The sequence below is a fragment of the Amycolatopsis minnesotensis genome, assembly GCF_039529815.1.
GTDB classification, from domain to species: Bacteria; Actinomycetota; Actinomycetes; order Mycobacteriales; family Pseudonocardiaceae; genus Amycolatopsis; species Amycolatopsis minnesotensis.
This window is the reverse complement of record NZ_BAAANN010000010.1, coordinates 232877-249142: the sequence shown is the minus strand read 5'-3', so window position 1 is coordinate 249142 and position 16266 is coordinate 232877. Positions and strand designations below refer to the sequence as shown.

14 protein-coding genes are annotated in these 16266 nt (G+C 71.9%); 9 read left to right on the top strand and 5 right to left on the bottom strand.

Going from position 1 to position 16266, the window contains the following annotated elements:
* Nucleotides 1-4 precede the first annotated feature (4 nt).
* On the bottom strand, nt 5-901 hold the full coding sequence (locus ABD256_RS15200; protein WP_344418115.1) for an ADP-ribosylglycohydrolase family protein: 897 nt from the start codon (nt 899-901) through the stop codon (nt 5-7).
* Between the two features lie 105 nt (nt 902-1006).
* Here ABD256_RS15200 and ABD256_RS15195 point away from each other — a divergent pair, with 105 nt between their 5' ends.
* On the top strand, nt 1007-1246 hold the full coding sequence (locus ABD256_RS15195) for a hypothetical protein (RefSeq protein WP_344418113.1): 240 nt from the start codon (nt 1007-1009) through the stop codon (nt 1244-1246).
* 93 nt (nt 1247-1339) lie between these two features.
* Here ABD256_RS15195 and ABD256_RS15190 read toward each other — a convergent pair whose 3' ends face one another.
* Nucleotides 1340-1747, bottom strand: coding sequence for a hypothetical protein (locus ABD256_RS15190; RefSeq protein WP_344418111.1), 408 nt, complete (start codon nt 1745-1747; stop codon nt 1340-1342).
* A gap of 150 nt (nt 1748-1897) precedes the next feature.
* On the opposite strand from ABD256_RS15190, the gene ABD256_RS15185 reads away from it, so the two are divergent.
* Nucleotides 1898-2098, top strand: coding sequence for a hypothetical protein (locus tag ABD256_RS15185; RefSeq protein ID WP_344418109.1), 201 nt, complete (start codon nt 1898-1900; stop codon nt 2096-2098).
* A gap of 4 nt (nt 2099-2102) precedes the next feature.
* On the opposite strand, the gene ABD256_RS15180 is transcribed toward ABD256_RS15185, so the two are convergent.
* The 3 genes from ABD256_RS15180 to ABD256_RS15170 all read right to left on the bottom strand — a co-directional run bounded on the left by ABD256_RS15180 (nt 2103) and on the right by ABD256_RS15170 (nt 6374).
* Nucleotides 2103-3092, bottom strand: a complete 990-nt coding sequence (locus ABD256_RS15180) for a DUF695 domain-containing protein (RefSeq protein ID WP_344418107.1) — start codon at nt 3090-3092, stop codon at nt 2103-2105.
* Nucleotides 3093-3314: 222 nt separating this feature from the next.
* Nucleotides 3315-5066: an alpha-L-fucosidase gene (locus ABD256_RS15175; protein WP_344418105.1), complete on the bottom strand. Its 1752-nt coding sequence runs from the start codon at nt 5064-5066 to the stop codon at nt 3315-3317.
* 258 nt (nt 5067-5324) lie between these two features.
* A complete protein-coding gene (locus ABD256_RS15170) occupies nt 5325-6374 on the bottom strand; it encodes an iron-siderophore ABC transporter substrate-binding protein (RefSeq protein WP_344418103.1) in 1050 nt (349 codons plus the stop codon).
* Between the two features lie 292 nt (nt 6375-6666).
* Here ABD256_RS15170 and ABD256_RS15165 point away from each other — a divergent pair, with 292 nt between their 5' ends.
* The 7 genes from ABD256_RS15165 to ABD256_RS15135 all read left to right on the top strand — a co-directional run bounded on the left by ABD256_RS15165 (nt 6667) and on the right by ABD256_RS15135 (nt 16245).
* Nucleotides 6667-8679 (top strand): molybdopterin oxidoreductase family protein, encoded by a 2013-nt coding sequence (locus ABD256_RS15165; RefSeq protein WP_344418170.1) that lies wholly within the window; start codon nt 6667-6669, stop codon nt 8677-8679.
* Nucleotides 8676-10121, top strand: coding sequence for an FAD-dependent oxidoreductase (locus ABD256_RS15160; protein ID WP_344418101.1), 1446 nt, complete (start codon nt 8676-8678; stop codon nt 10119-10121). The genes ABD256_RS15165 and ABD256_RS15160 overlap by 4 nt, the downstream gene beginning before the upstream one ends.
* A 27-nt stretch (nt 10122-10148) precedes the next feature.
* Nucleotides 10149-11489, top strand: coding sequence for an MFS transporter (locus ABD256_RS15155; RefSeq protein ID WP_344418168.1), 1341 nt, complete (start codon nt 10149-10151; stop codon nt 11487-11489).
* 124 nt (nt 11490-11613) lie between these two features.
* Complete coding sequence (gene nirB / locus ABD256_RS15150; RefSeq protein ID WP_344418099.1) at nt 11614-14124, top strand: nitrite reductase large subunit NirB; 2511 nt, start codon at nt 11614-11616, stop codon at nt 14122-14124.
* Nucleotides 14125-14129: 5 nt separating this feature from the next.
* Entirely contained in the window at nt 14130-14474 is a 345-nt protein-coding gene (gene nirD, locus ABD256_RS15145) for a nitrite reductase small subunit NirD (protein ID WP_425546456.1), read from the top strand.
* Nucleotides 14474-15586 (top strand): uroporphyrinogen-III synthase, encoded by a 1113-nt coding sequence (locus ABD256_RS15140; protein ID WP_344418095.1) that lies wholly within the window; start codon nt 14474-14476, stop codon nt 15584-15586. The genes nirD and ABD256_RS15140 overlap by 1 nt, the downstream gene beginning before the upstream one ends.
* Complete coding sequence (locus ABD256_RS15135; protein ID WP_344418093.1) at nt 15583-16245, top strand: sirohydrochlorin chelatase; 663 nt, start codon at nt 15583-15585, stop codon at nt 16243-16245. The genes ABD256_RS15140 and ABD256_RS15135 overlap by 4 nt, the downstream gene beginning before the upstream one ends.
* Nucleotides 16246-16266: the final 21 nt, after the last annotated feature.

Sequence of the window (16266 nt, the reverse complement as noted above, 5' to 3'; positions counted from 1 at the left end):
GGAGTCACCGGTTGATGCCGTGTGCGACCGGATCGGTCAGCCAGCGGGGGAGTGGCTCGCAGGCGCTCGCCCAGTTTCCCGGGATCGCGGCGCCTTCGTTCCTCGCGGCCAGGACGCCGCCGATGATCGCGCACACGGTGTCGAGGTCCTCCGCGATGCGCGCGGCGGTCCACATCGCGTCGGCGAACCGGTCGACGTGCTGCGCGGCGAGCCACAGCGCGAGCGGCACGGTGTCCACCGCGCTGACCGCGCGCCCGGTGCCGAGTTCGGCCGCGGCCGAGGCCGGGTCGGTCGAGCCCCTGATCGCGCTCGCCACCGCGATCCCGCGCTGCACCTCGCCCGCGGGCACCCGTGAGGCGACGATCCCGAGCAGCTCGGCGGGATGCGGCGCGGGATTCCTGGTCAGCACCGCGGCCGCGACGGCCACCGCGACCGCACCGGCGACGCCCTCGGGATGCGCGTGCGTGACGACGGCGGAGCGGGCCGCCTGGTCCGCGGCGAGGTCGAGGTCGTGCCCGAACCACGCACCGAGCGGCGCCACCCGCATCGCGCCGCCGTTGCCCCACGAGCCGGTGCCGAAGGCCTCCGGAGACACGTCCCGCCAGCGCTCCCCGGCGCGGTAGCGCAGCAGCATGCGCTCCGCGCCGGACCCGTAGCCGCGCGAAGCGTCGTACCGCCGGGCGAAGGAGGTGGCGAGCACGTCCTGCTCGACCTCGCCGTACCGGGAGAGCACCGACACGACCGAGCAGGCCATTTCGGTGTCGTCGCTCCAGTGCCACGGCGATGGCGGCAGCCGGCGTCCGAGCACCTCCGGATGATCACCGGGCAGGGTGATCCGCGAGCCGAACGCGTCGCCGACAGCGAGGCCGCGCAGGCTGGCGGCCGCATCGAGCTGGGTCATGTGCTCCTCGTCACGATCCTGGAGTGTGACAGTGAAACACAAAACGCATCACGCGTGGGGCCGAACGGTGGATTCCTGGCTACCGGCTGCTCGCGCTGAACCGAGGTGACCCGGTCGCCGACGTCGGCTGCGGTGCCGGGCAGGGCGGTCGCCGAACTGGGCCGTCTCGGCATGCGGGCGGTCGTGCACGCCCGCGCGGACGCGATCGCCCACCCGCGCGCCGTGTGGCGCTACCGGAACCTGTTGCTGGACAACGGGTTCAGTGCGGTCCGGAGCGAGGTTCGGCCCGCCGTCGAGCGGGGTCCGCATCACGGCGTGGACGTGGTTGCCGACGATCTACGCTAGAGAACGAAGACATCCGATGTAAATGTGGCATCTGTGCGCATAGGAGCGTTGAGGGGGAGATTCGATGCGAATTCATCTGATGACCAAGTGTTGTCAGAAGGGTTCCCATGTCGGGAAGCGCGGGGGCCCCCACGCTCCGGCGTGCAGGACGAACACGACCGCGCCGACGAGCCCGACCGTGAACGAGAGAAGGCCGAGGAACGCGCCGACCCGGCCGAGGTTGTCGCCGCCGGGAAGGCGCGCGCCGGATGTCAGCCCGAGGACGGCCGCCACCACGCCGGCGGGCAGCGTCGCGAACCAGATCGCGCCGACCACGAGTCCGAACGCGACACTGAGCCAGGAATGGTGCAGTGCGATCGAAAGCCGGGGCAGCACCAGCAGCCACGCGAACCACGCCGACACGGCGAGCACGATCGTGGCGGCCCCGACCGTCAGCGAGGCGATGGCAAGGCCGCGGCGCGGTGGTGCGACGGCCGCCGTGCCGGGTTCTTCGACCGTCATCGCCGATGGCCTCCTCGATAGCCCGTGTTCGCACGGTTGATCGCGAACCGTTCGCTTCCGTTACTTCGCGCCATTGGGCCGGATGCGGTGTAACCGCGAGCGCCCTCGCGGCGATTCCCCCGGTGAATCAGGAAGTGCGAGGTACCCCCGTTGCGCAGACAACGAGCACTGCCGAGGCCGGTCGCCCGGCAGCGGCTGATCTGGTCCGGTCTCGGCGTCATCTTCGCCGGCGCCGGGCTGACCTGGGTCTACCTCGCGGTGACCATGGCCGAGGGGTGGGCGGTGGCGGTCGCGGGGTTCTTGCTGCTCGCGGCCGTCCTCTGTGGAGTGGGCTCCTTCCGCGGCTCGTGAGCCGTCACCGGAAGGCCCTGGTGGCGGCCCAGCCGGGATCCGCGGCCACCCTGATCGACGCGCCGCGCGTCCGCCCGACCCACGTGGCCGCGGTCGCGGCGGCGACGCGGTCGCGCGGATCGCAGTAGAGGTGCAGGATGCGCTGACCTGAAAAGGTTTCGTGTGCGACGAGCAGTGCGCGGTCGCCGAGTTCCGCGGTGAGCTGGTCCTCGTCCGCGCGCAGCCGTGCGAGGTCGTCGCCGAGCGGCAGGCCGTCCGGGTGCTGGCCGGAGAACCGCAGTGTGATCGCGAGGTGCTGGTCGAGCCGCGGGTGGTCGAGCCAGTGGATCGGCCGCAGCGCGGAGGCGATCCAGCGCGCGCCGTCCGGCTTCACGCTCTCCATCAGCACCCAGCCGGGGTGCGGGTACCGCTTCGCGAGCGCGCGGACGGTCTCCGGCAGCGCGTCCGGCGGCAGCCCGTCCGCGGGGTCCTTGCCCGAGGTGTCGATGGCGCCGACCCAGCGCTCCACGTCGTCCTCGCCGAGCAGCCAGTCGAGCACCAGGTAGGCGACCGAGCGCTGTTCGTCGACATTGAGTTCGGCGAAGACCGGGTGGTGCACGGTGACGTGCGTGCGCACCGCGCTTTCGTCGACGGACAGGGAAAGCCGGGTCAGCGCCAGGTCGATCTCGTACCCGCCGTAGGCGAGGCGGGAAGCGAGCCAGCCCGGATCGGGGGCCCGCGCGGCCACGTACTCCCAGGTGGCGTCCTCCGGCGGCGCGGCACGGCGCCAGCGCTCGGTGAGCGGCCGCAGGTCGGGATCGCCCGCGGCGGTCAGGCACAGCGCGTGCCGCGCGGTGCGGCCCTTGCCGAGTTCCCACTGCAGGGCCGAGTCGATGCCGCTGACCAGATCGTTCAGCTCGTCGGTGAGCGAGCCGTACTCCCCGGTTTCGATGGCTCGTTCGACCCGGGCAGCGCCCTCGGCCGTCCACCATCTCCAGAACTGCTCGATCCCCACCCGGCCTCCCCTCGTCACGGTCGGAGGTCACTCTAGGGGCGCGTCACTCGGTGAGGGGAGCACATTTCGGTCACATCGCCGTCACGCGCTGTCGGAATGTCACCGATTTCCCAGATGCTGCACCCGATGGTGATCAAGGCGTGGAATCGTTCTCGTGCAGGGTGTTCACTCGTCGAGCTCCGGGCGATCACCGCGCCGCCGACCGCGCCCGCCGTGCTCCCGTCATTTCGGCGCGACGGTCCGGTGCAGCGCGACCGTGCTCAGGTGCGGCTTCGCCCGGGCCTGCGTGATCAGCACGCGCACGTGGTCCGTCGTCACCGGCTCGGGAAGCGTCACGGTGCGCCCGTAGCCGACCGTCGTCACGCTCGCGATCGTGGTCCAGGCGCCGTCCCGCCACGCTTGCACGGTCGCGCCTTCCACGTGCTGCCCCTGGCCGATGTCCTCGCCGAGCCGGATCTGGTCGAAGGTCCTGGTGCCCGGCAGGGGGAGGTCGAGGGTTCCTTCGAGCCCTCGGGGCGACCACGACGTGCCGAGCGCGCCGTCGGTGACCGCGTGCACGGCGGGATCCCTCGGCTGGCCCGGCAGCGGTGCCGCGAGGTTCACGGCCTCGGTCTTCCTGATCGCGGTGCCGAACGCGGCCAGCGACGCGACATCGGCGGGCGCGATCCTGCCGTCCGGTCCCGGTGGCACGTTGAGCAGGAGCGAGGCGTTGCGGCCGGTCGAACGCCGGTACAGCTCGACGAGTTCGGCCGGTGACTTCGGATGCTCGCCGGGGTGGAAGAACCAGCCGGGCCGGATCGACACGTCGGCCTCGGCAGGCGCCCACTGGAGGTAGCGCACCGACGGATCGGCGAGCACCGCCCGCGAACCGAGGTCGGCGGCTGACGCGCCGCCGGGGAACAGCTCCTCGTTGTGCCCGGTCGCCGGATCCCCGGTGGTGGGCAGCGCGCTCCACTCCGCGGTGCGGGCTTCGCCGCGCTCGTTGCCGACCCAGCGGACCCCCTGCGGCCCGGCGAAGGTGACCGTGTCCGGGGAGAGCCGGTGGATCAGGTCGAACCAGGTGGTGAAGTCGTACCGCTCGGTGACACCCGCGTCGCGCCACGGGTTGGCGCCGTCGAGCCACAGTTCGTCGATCGGCCCGTACTGCGTGAACAGCTCGTAGATCTGGTTGAGGTAGTAGGTGTTGTAGTCGTCCTCGGTCACCGGGAACGTCGGGAGCCTGCCCGCGCGGACCGCGTCGGCGCGATCGTCGCCGGGGACGAGCGTCGGGATGGTCCGCTTGGTCACCGCGCTGCCGGAGCCGTAGCGGGCCTGCCCCGACGGTTTGCTCGCACGGTCTTCGTAGACCGCCCGCTCTTCGATCGAAAGCGGTTGTCCCGCGGCGACCTTGGCTTCGACGGCCTTGACCTCTTCGGCGAAGAACGGCGGGGTCAGCTCGGCGCCGTCGGCGGGGGAGAGGTAGACGCCGATCTTGAGCCCGGCCTTGCGGGCGGAGGCGATGTAGTCGCCGAGGATGTCACCGCGCGCGTTGGCGCATCCCGTCGCGCGCGTCCGCCAGTAGGCCGACGGGTCGGCGGCCCGGTCCCGCTCGGCCCGCTGCCGCGCCGCGGTGACCGCGGGCAGGTCCGCGCAGTCCTTTGTGGACAGCCACCACGGGCTGGCGACCACGGAGTGGTTGGTGTACCTGCTGGGGTAGAGCACGAACCCGTCGTGGTGCTTCGCGGTGAGCATCACCTGCGTCACGCCCGCCGCCTTCATCGAGGCCATCCACTGGTCGGTTTCCACCGCGGGCGGATCGAACCTCCCCTCGTGCTCGGCGCCGGAACCCCATTCGCGGTCGGTGAAGGTGTTCATCCCGAAATGCGTGAACGCGGTGACGGGCCGCTGCTGCCAGGCGAGCTGACCGGCACGCGGAACGGTGGCCGCGGCCTTCGCAATGATCCGATCAATACCGTCGCAGGGTAGTACCGGCATGACGGCCGCGGGAGTGATCGGGCCCCGGCATCCCGCCGGGGCCTGCGTGGCTCCCGCGGTGACCGGTGCCGCGAGGGTAAGTCCGAATAGGGATATCGCGACAAGAACGCGGGCACGCTGGCGGCGGACTTCGACCATGGGGAGCAGCTCCGTTCTCGTGACGACCGCGGTGCGCGGTGTTCGATCGGGATGAGGCTCGGCTCAGGGTAGAAGGGTTAACATCCGACGTCTAGACCTATTCGTCGCCGGATCTTGTGGTCACTTGCCCGCGAGCGCGTTCTTCAGCTTCGGCACCAGCTTGTCCACCACGTACTTGATCCCGAGCGGGCCGCCGATCGAGACCGCGCTCGAGAAGGCGCCCTCCGCGCTGTTCGTGTTGATCACGCCGGGGCCGCCGAAGTACGCCACGTGCCTGCCCTGCGCCACGGGCAGGGAGTTGAACAGGGGATCGCCGGCCACCGCGGGGTTGACCTTGCCCTCCTGATCGCCCGCGGCGAGGAAGACCAGGTCCGAGTTCATCTTCGCGAGCTGTTCGCGGGGGAGCGTGACGTAGAAGCTGCCGTTGTCGAGCGCGTCGATCGCGGGATTGGTCTTGAACCCCAGCGCGGTGAGCAACTGCATGCGGGGGTCCGACGGCATCCAGATCGAGTAGTTGCCGCTGGAGAACACCCCGGCGGTGGCGACCTTGCCCGCGAACTCCGGGTTCGCCTTCGCCGCGTCGGAGAGCACCTTTTGCGTGCCGGTGACCACTTCTTCACCCTTGGCGGTGGTTCCGGTGGCCTTCGCGATCGTGCGCACCTGGTCCACCCACGGCACGCCGTAGAGGTGGTCGACGCCCTTGGGGGCGGCGACCGTGGGCGCGATGCGCGACAGCGTGCCGTAGGTGTTCTGCTCGTTCTTGGAATTCACGTACAGGATCAGGTCCGGTCGCAGCGCGGCGATCTGCTCGAAGTTCACCTGGTCTGCCTTGATCAGCTGCGGTGCCGGGCGACCGGCGAGCGCGTCGCGCACCCACGTGCGCGGCTCGGTGTAACCGAACCAGTCGGCGCCCGCGGTGGGCACCGCGTCGAGCGCGATCGCGGCCTCCATGTCGCCGCCGCCGAGCGTGACGATCCTGGTGGGCTTGCGTTCGATGGTCGTCGAGCCGAACAGGTGCTCGATCGTCACCGGGAAGCCCGCGGTGGAGCCGGCGGCGCCGGTGCCGCCGCTGGAGCCCTGGTCCGGCCCGCAGGCCGCGACGAGCCCGGTGGCGAGCAGGAGCGCGGAGAACAAGGCCGTCCAGCGTGCCCCACTGCGTTTCGATGCCATCACCAGCTCCTCGGAGATCCACGCGACCACGTCGATGGTTAGGTTAGGCTAGCCATTGCCGCCTTGTCAGGGAGGGCCGTGATGACTTCCGCCACGGCGCACGCCCTTCTCACCCCGTGGCCCGTCGCGGGCGAGCGCAACGTCAACTCCCGGAAACATTCGGTCGTTTTCAGGTAACACGGCCTGCCTACCGTTCGGCGCATTCGAAGAACGGGAGGGCCGAACGGTGACGGTGACCGCCGAACGCGCCGCGGTGCGCACGCACTGCCCGTACTGCGCGCTGCAGTGCGGGATGACCGTGCGGGGCACCGAGATCGCGCCGAGGTCGTTCCCGGCGAACGGTGGCGGGCTGTGCCAGAAGGGCTGGACGGCCGGCTCGCTGCTCACCTCGCCCGCCAGGCTGACGACGCCGATGATCAGGACCGGCGGGGAACTGCGGCCCGCGAGCTGGGACGAGGCGCTCGCCTTCATCGTGGCGCGGGTCACCGGTATCCGGGCCGAGCACGGCGCCGACGCGGTGGCGGTGTTCGGCGGTGGCGGCCTCACCAACGAAAAGGCCTACCTGTTGGGGAAATTCGCCCGCGTGGCGCTGCGGACGTCGCAAGTGGACTACAACGGGCGGTTCTGCATGTCCTCCGCGGCGGCCGCCGGGACCAGGGCGTTCGGGGTGGACCGCGGCCTCCCGTTCCCGCTGACCGATCTCGCGGGCGCCGACGCGGTCCTGCTGGCCGGCTCGAACCCGGCCGAGACGATGCCGCCGTTCGTGCAGCACCTGCGCCGGGCGCGCGACGCGGCGGGGCTGATCGTGGTCGACCCGAGACGCACGCCGACGGCGGAGCTGGCGAGTGTCCACCTGGCACCCGCACCGGGCACGGATCTGGCCCTGGCATTGGGAATACTGCACGCACTTGTCGCCGACGGCCTGGTCAAGAAGTCCTATGTGGACACGCGAACCACCGGGTTCGACGCGATGTGGCGGATCGCCGCGCGGTGGTGGCCGGAGCGGGTCGAGCGGGTCACCGGGGTCGCCGCGGCCGACCAGCGCCGGGTCGCGGCGAAGCTGGCGTCGGCCCGCAACGCCTACGTGCTGACCGCGCGGGGCACCGAACAGCACGCGAGCGGCACGGACACGGTCGGCGCGTGGATCAACCTGGCGCTCGCGCTGGGCCTGCCCGGCGGGGAAGGCTCCGGGTTCGGCTGCCTGACCGGGCAGGGCAACGGGCAGGGCGGCCGCGAGCACGGGCAGAAGGCCGATCAGCTGCCCGGGTACCGCGGGATCGACGACCCCGCCGCCCGCGAGCACGTCGCCGGGGTGTGGGGCGTCGACCCCGCCGACCTGCCGGGGCCGGGGCGGTCCGCCTACGAACTGCTCGACGCGCTCGGGACCGGCGGCGGTCCGCGCGCCTTGTTCGTGTTCGGCAGCAACGTGGTCGTGTCGGCGCCCCGTGCGGCCCACGTCGCGGACCGGTTGGCCGCTTTGGACCTCCTGGTGGTCGCCGACGTGGTGGCTTCGGAAACCGCGCTGTGCGCCGACGTGGTGCTTCCGGTGACCCAGTGGGCCGAAGAGGAGGGCACGATGACCAGTCTCGAAGGCAGGGTGCTGTTGCGGCGGCGCGCGATCGAACCGCCGCCGGGCGTGCGCACCGATCTCGAAGTCCTTTCCGGACTCGCGGAGCGGCTCGGCCAGCCGGCGGGACGGTTCCCTGCCGACGCGGAGACCGTCTTCACCGAACTGCGCGCGGCGTCGAAGGGCGGTGTCGCCGACTACTCCGGCATCACCTACGACCGTCTCCGCAAGGAAGAACCGCTGTACTGGCCGGTGCCCTCGCCGGACCACCCCGGTACGCCGAGGCTGTTCCTCGACCGGTTCGGGCATCCGGACGGCCGCGCCAGGTTCGTCCCGGTCGACCACATCGGCCCCGCCGAGCCGCCGGACGCCGAGTTCCCCTTGCAGGCCATCACCGGCAGGGTGCTGCAGCACTACCAGTCCGGCGCGCAGACGCGGCTGGTCCCGGAGCTGACCGAGGTGGTGCCGGAGGCATACGTCGAGGTGCACCCGGACACCGCGGCGCGTGCCGGGCTCGCCGAGGGGGACCAGGCCACGGTCACCTCGCGGCGCGGGGCGGTCACGGCGGTGGTGCGCTGCGTCCCGTCGATGCGGGTCGACGTCGTGTTCCTGCCGTTCCACTTCCCCGGCGAGGGGCGCGCGAACCTGATCACGAACCCGGCACTCGACCCGACGAGCCGGATGCCGGAGTTCAAGGTGTGCGCGGTCTCGCTGTCGGGCTCCGGAGGCGCGGCATGACCGCGCGCAACGTCGTCGTGCTCGGCTACGGGATGGCGGGCGCCAGGCTCGCCGACGAGATCCGCAACCGCGATCCCGAAGGCACCAGGGTGGCGCTCACCATCGTCGGCGAGGAGACGCATCCCGCCTACAACCGGGTCCTGCTGTCCTCCGTGGTCGCCGGGACCATGCGCCCGGAAACCGTGCTGCTGCAGGACGGGAACTGGGCCGAGCAACGCGGGGTGACTCTCCGCAAAGGACTGAGCGCGACCGGGATCGACCGCGGACGACGGCGCGTGACGCTGTCCGACGGGTCCACAGTGGACTACGACGCGCTGGTGCTGGCCACCGGGAGCAAGCCGTGGCTGCCGCCGGTCGAAGGGCTGGCCGGTGACGACGGCACCCCGTCGGACGGCGTCGTCGCGTTCCGCACGCTCGACGACTGCGCGCGCATCCTCGACGCGGCCGAGATCGGCGCTCCGGTCGCGGTGCTCGGTGGCGGGCTGCTCGGCCTCGAAGCCGCGCGCGGGCTCGCCGGCCGCGGGAACCTGGTCACCGTCGTGCATCCCGTCGGGCACCTGATGGAACGCCAGCTCGACGCGGGCGCGGGCCGCGTGCTCGCGCGGACGCTGCGCGGGCACGGGATCGACTTCCGGTTTGGCACCTCGGCGGCCGGGTACGTGCCGGGCGACGGGCTGAAGCTCGACGACGGCAGCCACCTGCCCGCGGATCTCGTCGTGGTGTCCGCCGGGGTCAGGGCGCAGACGGCGCTGGCAGCGGACGCGGGTATCGCGGTCGACCGCGGTGTCCTCGTCGACGACGCGCTGCGCACCAGCGACGCCAGGGTCCACGCGATCGGCGACTGCGCGCAGCACCCCGGCACGGTCTCGGGGCTGGTGCGGCCCGCGTGGGACCAGGCGGGTGTCCTCGCCGATCTGCTGACCGGGACGAACGCCGCCGCGCGCTACTGTGGCACCTCCGTGGTGACCCGGCTGAAGGCCCGCGACGTGGACCTCGCCGCGTTCGGGGAGACCCAGGTCGACGTCGCCGACGAGACCGCCGAAGTGGTGTGCGTCGACGACTCGAAACGCGGCCGGTACGCGAAGCTCGTGGTGCGCGACGACCGCGTCGCCGGTGCGATCCTGCTCGGCTGCCCCGACGCCGCCGCGACCGTGACCGGTCTCTACGACCGCGGTGTGCCGCTCCCCGAAGACCGGCTCGCGCTGCTGCTCGGCAGGGCGCTGCCACCGGGGGCGGCGCCCGCGGCGAGCCCGGCCGACCTGCCCGGCTCGGCGAAGGTCTGCCAGTGCAACTCCGTCACGAAGGCCCGCCTCGTCGAAGCCTTCCGCGCCGGTGCGACGAGCGTGCCCGCGCTCGCCACCGCGACCAGGGCCACCACCGGCTGCGGCGGGTGCACGGACACCGTCCGCGGCATCGCCGACTGGCTCGCCAGCACGGCCTGAGGAACTCCCGTGGAGAAGAGGAGCGAGATGACCAAGCACTGGATCGAACAGTGGCGGCCAGAGGACGAGGCGTTCTGGGAACGCACCGGGAAGAAGGTGGCGAACCGGAACCTGTGGTTCTCCGTGTTCGCCGAGCACGTCGGGTTCTCCATCTGGACGCTGTGGTCGGTGATGGTGCTGTTCATGGGCCCGCAGTACGGGTTGTCGGCGGGGGACAAGTTCCTGCTGGTGTCCACGCCCACCCTCGTCGGATCGGTGCTGCGGCTGCCGTACACGCTCGCGGTGGCGAAGTTCGGCGGGCGCAACTGGACGATCATCAGCGCGGGCCTGCTGCTCGTGCCGACCGCGCTCGCCGCGCTCGTGATGCGGCCAGGCACGTCGTTCGGGGTGTTCCTGCTGGTGGCCGCGATCGGCGGTGTCGGCGGCGGGAACTTCGCCTCGTCCATGACGAACATCAACACCTTCTTCCCCGACCGCCGCAAGGGCTGGGCGCTCGGGTTGAACGCGGGCGGCGGCAACCTCGGCGTCGCGGTCGTCCAGCTCGTCGCGCTGCTCATCCTCGGCACCGCGGGTGCCGCCTCACCGCGTCTGGTGCTGTGGGTCTACCTCCCGCTGATCGTGCTCGCGACCGCGGGCGCGGCGCTGTTCATGGACAACATCTCCAGTGTCCGCGACGACCGCCGCTCGATGCGCGAGGTGATCAGGGAACCGCAGGCGTGGGTGATGTCGTTCCTCTACATCGGCACCTTCGGCTCGTTCATCGGCTACAGCTTCGCGTTCGGGCTCGTGCTGCAGAACCAGTTCCACCGCTCGCCGGTGCAGGCGGCCGCGGTGACCTTCCTCGGCCCGCTGCTCGGCTCGCTGTCCCGCCCCGTCGGGGGCAAGCTGGCCGACCGCATCGGCGGCGCGAAGGTCACGCTCGCCACCTTCGTGCTGATGGCCGTCGGCGGGGCACTGACCGTGCTCGCCTCCGCGGCGCAGTCGCTTTCCCTGTACAGCACCGGTTTCATCGTGCTGTTCGTGCTGTCCGGGGTCGGCAACGGCTCGACGTACAAGATGATCCCGGCGATCTTCCGCACCAAGGCGGCGCTGGCGATCGCCGACGGCGCGCCGGAGGAAGCGGAGCTGCTCAAGGCGCGCAGGCTTTCCGGCGCGCTCATCGGCGTCGCGGGCGCGATCGGCGCGCTGGGCGGGCTGTTCATCAACCTCGCGTTCCGCGCGTCGTTCTCCAGCTCCGGATCCGGTGACGTCGCGTTCTACGCCTTCATCGGCTTCTACGCGGTGTGCGCCGTGCTCACCTGGTCGGTGTACCTGCGCGGCGAGTTCGCCAGGTCCTCACGGCTCGTGATAGCCGGAGCCGGGGTGTGACACCGGCCCCATCACGGGTGCTGACCTGCGAAGGGAGCTTTTGGTAACACCGGCGAAATCTCGCCGAACCGCACCGGTCACAGGTGCTTGTCACGATCGTGGTCACCCGAGGAGGAGGTAAGGCATGACCGGCACGCTCGTTGTCGTCGGACACGGCATGGTCGCCCACCGGCTGGTGGCGGCGGTCCGCGCCGAGGACGCCGGGGGGCGGTGGCGGATCGTCGTGCTCGCCGAGGAGCACCGGCCAGCCTACGATCGTGTCGCCTTGACGTCCTATGTGGACGGATGGGACGCCGGGGCGCTCGCACTGCCCGGTTCGGACTACACCGGGGACACCGCGGTCGAGCTGCGCCTCGGCGACCCGGTGACGGCGGTGGACAGGGAAGCCCGCACGGTGACCACCGAGTCCGGTTTCGCGCAGCACTACGACCACCTCGTGCTGGCCACCGGATCACGCCCGTTCGTGCCACCGGTGCCCGGCCGCGACCTGCCGGGCTGCTTCGTCTACCGCACGATCGAAGACCTCGACGCGATCAGGGCCGCGGCCGGGCGCTCGGGACGGGGCCGCCGCTCGGCGATGGTGGTCGGCGGCGGGCTGCTCGGCCTGGAAGCGGCGAAAGCGCTGCGGGACATGGGCCTTTCGCCGCACGTGGTGGAGATGGGCCCGCGCCTGATGCCACTGCAGGTCGACGAGGGCGGCGGCGCGCTGCTGCGCAGGCTCATCACCGCGCTCGACGTCACCGTCCACACCGGAACGTCGACCTCGTCGATCGAGGCCGACGGCGGCCGGCTGCTCGCCACCCTCGCCAACGGCACCGAGCTGGACCTCGACCTCGTGGTGTTCTCCGCGGGAATCCGCCCCCGTGACGATCTCGCCCGCGACTGCGGGCTGGAGACGGGGGAGCGGGGCGGCGTGCTCGTCGACACCACCTGCCGCACCGCGGATCCCGCGGTCTCCGCGATCGGCGAGTGTGCGGCCGTCGAGGGCCGCGTCTACGGGATCGTCGCGCCGGGTTACGCGATGGCGGAGATCGTGGCGGCGGGGCTCACCGGCGGCGAAGCCGATTTTCCCGAGCCGGACACCGCCACGAAGCTCAAGCTCCTCGGCGTCGATGTCGCCAGTTTCGGCGATGCCCACGGCGCGACCGAGGGCGCGCTGGAAGTCGTCGTCAACGACGCGGTGGCGGGGTCCTACCGCAAGCTCGTCGTCTCCGACGACTCCCGGACGCTGCTCGGTGGCGTGCTGGTCGGCGACGCGAGCGACTACACCACGTTGCGGGCACTGGTGGGCAGGGAGCTGCCAGCCGATCCCGGTGCCATCCTCGCGCCGAGCGGCGGTGCGGCGTCGGTCGGCGTGGACGCGTTGCCGGAATCGGCGCAGATCTGCTCGTGCAACGGCGTCAGCAAAGGCGACATCACCGGCGCGATCACGGCGGGATCGGCCGACTCGGTGCCGAAGATCAAGGCCTGCACCAAAGCGGGCACCTCGTGCGGCTCGTGCGTCCCGATGCTGGGCAAGCTGCTGGCCTCGTGCGGGGTCGAGCAGTCGAAGGCGCTGTGCGAGCACTTCGCGCAGTCGCGCGCGGAACTGTTCGAGATCGTCCGCGCGACCAGGATCGGCACGTTCAGCGAGGTGATCGACCGGCACGGCAGCGGGACCGGGTGCGCGGTGTGCAAGCCAGCGGTCGCTTCGATTCTGGCGACGCTCGGCAACGGGCACATCCTCGGTGGCGAGCAGGCGACCCTGCAGGACACCAACGACCGGTTCCTGGCGAACCTGCAGCGGAACGGGACCTACTCGGTGGTGCCGAGGATCCCCGGCGGTGAGATCACCCCGGACCGGCTCATCGTGCTCGGCGAGGTGGCGAAGGAGTTCGGGCTGTACACGAAGATCACCGGCGGGCAGCGCATCGACCTGTTCGGCGCCACCGTCGACCAGCTCCCGTTCGTCTGGCGGCGCCTGGTGGACGCCGGGTTCGAGTCGGGGCACGCCTACGGCAAGGCGTTGCGCACGGTGAAGTCGTGCGTCGGCTCGACGTGGTGCCGCTACGGCGTGCAGGACAGCGTCGGGCTGGCCGTCGAACTGGAGCTGCGGTACCGCGGCCTGCGCTCGCCGCACAAGATCAAGGCGGGGGTCTCCGGCTGCGCGCGGGAATGCGCGGAGGCCCGTGGCAAGGACTTCGGCGTGATCGCCACCGAACACGGCTGGAACCTCTACGTCGGCGGGAACGGCGGCGCCACGCCGAGACACGCCGAACTGCTGGTGTCCGATGTGGACCACGACGAGCTGATCCGGATCATCGACAGGTACCTGATGTTCTACGTGCGCACCGCCGACCGGTTGCAGCGCACCGCCCCGTGGATCGAGGAGCTCGATGGCGGCCTCGAGCACCTGCGCGCGGTGATCGTGGGCGACAACCTCGGGATCTGCGCGGAACTGGAGGCGGCCATGGCCGAGCACATCGGCAACTACGCGGACGAATGGCGCGGTGTGCTGGAGGACCCGGACAAGCTCGCGCGGTTCACCTCGTTCGTCAACGCGCCTGGCACACCGGATCCCAGCATCTCGTTCCGGGTGGAGCGCGAACAGCGCGTGCCGGTGTCGCTCGGCGTCCCGGAGGTGGCGGCGCGATGACGGTGCTGACCGAAGCGCTCGGCCTGGCCTGGATCGAAGTGTGCCCGCTCGAGGCGGTGCCGACCGGCGGCGGGGTCGCCGCGCTGCTACCGGACGGGAGCCAGGTAGCGGTGTTCCGCATCGCCGACGGCGTCCTGTTCGGACTGTCCCATTGGGACCCGTGCAGCGGGGCGGCGGTGCTCGCGCGCGGGATCGTCGGCGACGCGGGCGGCGTACCGGTGGTGGCCTCACCGGTCTACAAGGAACGGTTCGACCTGCGCACCGGAGAGTGCCTCGACGCCGAAGGAGTGCGCGTGCGCACCTACCCGGTACGGGTGGCGGGCGGCTTGGTGCACGTGGGATCGGCATGATGGACGGCCCGTTGCCACTGGCGGGGTTCGTGGCGGGGATCACCGCCGCCCGCCGGGCCGACGAGCTCGGCGCGCTGCTGGTGCGCAAGGGCGCGAGCGTCCGGTACGGGCCCGCCATCCGCATCGTGCCGCTGTCCGACGACACCGAGCTCTACGCGGCCACCCGGCGCCTGCTCGACGAGCCGGCCGACGTCGTGGTGGCGACCACCGGGATCGGGTTCCGCGGCTGGATGGAGGCCGCCGAGGGCTGGGGGCTCGGCGAGGCGCTGCTGTCCAGGCTGGGAACCACCGCGGTGCTCGCGCGCGGGCCGAAGGCGAAGGGCGCGGTGCGCTCGGCCGGGCTTTCGGAGGCGTACTCGCCCCGCTCGGAAAGCAACGCCGAGGTGTTGCAGCACCTCCTGGAGTCCGGTGTGGACGGTCAGCGGATCGCGGTGCAGCTCCACGGCGAGCCGCTGCCGTACTTCGTGGACACGTTGCGGGACGCGGGCGCCGAGGTGATCGAAGTGCCGGTGTACCGCTGGGTCGGGCCTGCCGATCCCGGCCCGCTCGACCGGCTGCTGGACGCGGTGCTCGACGGCACGGTCGACGCGATGCCGTTCACCAGCGCGCCCGCCGCGGCGAGCACGCTCACGGTCGCCCGCCGCAGCGGGCGGTTGCCCGCGCTCGTCGACGCGCTGACGCACCGGGTGCTCGTCGCGTGCGTCGGCCCGATCACCGCCGGCCCCCTTGCCGCACTGGGCATCCCGACCGTGCAGCCGGACCGGGCGCGGATCGGCGCGCTCGCCAGGACGGTCGCGCAGGCGCTGGCGGACCGGTCGCCGCGGCTGTGCGCGGCCGGCCGGACGCTGGAACTGCGCGGCCAGGCCGCGCTCGTCGACGGCGAGCTGCGGGAGGTCGCGCCCGCCCCGATGGCCGTGCTGCGCGCGCTCGCGGTGAAACCGGGGCACGTGGTGTCGCGCCGCGAGCTGACGATGGCGCTTCCCGGCGGCGGCGAGGAGCACGCGGTCGAGACCGCGATCGGCAGGCTGCGCACCTCGCTCGGCGAAGGGCGGCTCGTGCAGACCGTGGTGAAGCGCGGCTACCGGCTGGCCGTGCCGGAGGGCGGATCATGATCGTGCTGGCCGCGCACGGCACCAGGGACCCGGCGGGGGCGGCCGTCGTGGAGGAACTGGCCGGACTGGTGCGCTCGCGCCGGGTTCCGGTGCGGGTGGCCTACGCCGACGTCCGCGAGCCGGACGTGACCACCGTGCTGGACTCGCTCGGCGGCCGTCCCGCGGTGGTGGTGCCCGCCTTCCTCGCCGCGGGGTACCACGTGCGCGCCGACATCCCGGCGCAGATCGCGGCGAGCGGGCATCCCGCGGTGACCGTCGCGGCGCCCTTCGGCCCCGCCGCTGAACTGCTCGATGTGGCCTGCCACCGGATGGAACTGGCCGGTTACCGGCAGGGGGACACCGTGGTGCTGGCCGCGGCGGGATCGAGCGACGAGCGCGCGCTGGCCGACGTCCGCCGCGCCGCGCGCGCGATGGCGGCCAGGCTGGCGACACCGGTGCGGGCCGGATACGCGGCCACGGCGAGCCCTTCGGTGGCCGAAGTGGTGCGGTCGGCACACGGCCGGGTCGCGGTGGCCTCCTGGCTGCTGGCACCGGGACTGTTCCAGCGCAGGGTGCTGGACTCGGGCGCCGACGTCGTCGCGGAGCCGCTCGGAGCGGACCCGCGCGTGGCCGACCTCGTGCTGCGCCGCTATTTCACCGCACTTGCCAAAGCCGCGTAGAGGATGCTCCGCGGTGTGAAG

Bases quoted from the DNA above. Each gene is read 5' to 3' on its own strand.
- ABD256_RS15200 (WP_344418115.1), bottom strand. From the start codon at position 901: ATGACCCAGCTCGATGCGGCCGCCAGCCTGCGCGGCCTCGCTGTCGGC.
- ABD256_RS15190 (WP_344418111.1), bottom strand. From the start codon at position 1,747: ATGACGGTCGAAGAACCCGGCACGGCGGCCGTCGCACCACCGCGCCGC.
- ABD256_RS15175 (WP_344418105.1), bottom strand. From the start codon at position 5,066: ATGCCGGTACTACCCTGCGACGGTATTGATCGGATCATTGCGAAGGCC.
- ABD256_RS15170 (WP_344418103.1), bottom strand. From the start codon at position 6,374: ATGGCATCGAAACGCAGTGGGGCACGCTGGACGGCCTTGTTCTCCGCG.
- ABD256_RS15165 (WP_344418170.1), top strand. From the start codon at position 6,667: ATGACCGTGCGGGGCACCGAGATCGCGCCGAGGTCGTTCCCGGCGAAC.
- ABD256_RS15160 (WP_344418101.1), top strand. From the start codon at position 8,676: ATGACCGCGCGCAACGTCGTCGTGCTCGGCTACGGGATGGCGGGCGCC.
- ABD256_RS15155 (WP_344418168.1), top strand. From the start codon at position 10,149: ATGACCAAGCACTGGATCGAACAGTGGCGGCCAGAGGACGAGGCGTTC.
- nirB (WP_344418099.1), top strand. From the start codon at position 11,614: ATGACCGGCACGCTCGTTGTCGTCGGACACGGCATGGTCGCCCACCGG.
- ABD256_RS15140 (WP_344418095.1), top strand. From the start codon at position 14,474: ATGGACGGCCCGTTGCCACTGGCGGGGTTCGTGGCGGGGATCACCGCC.
- ABD256_RS15135 (WP_344418093.1), top strand. From the start codon at position 15,583: ATGATCGTGCTGGCCGCGCACGGCACCAGGGACCCGGCGGGGGCGGCC.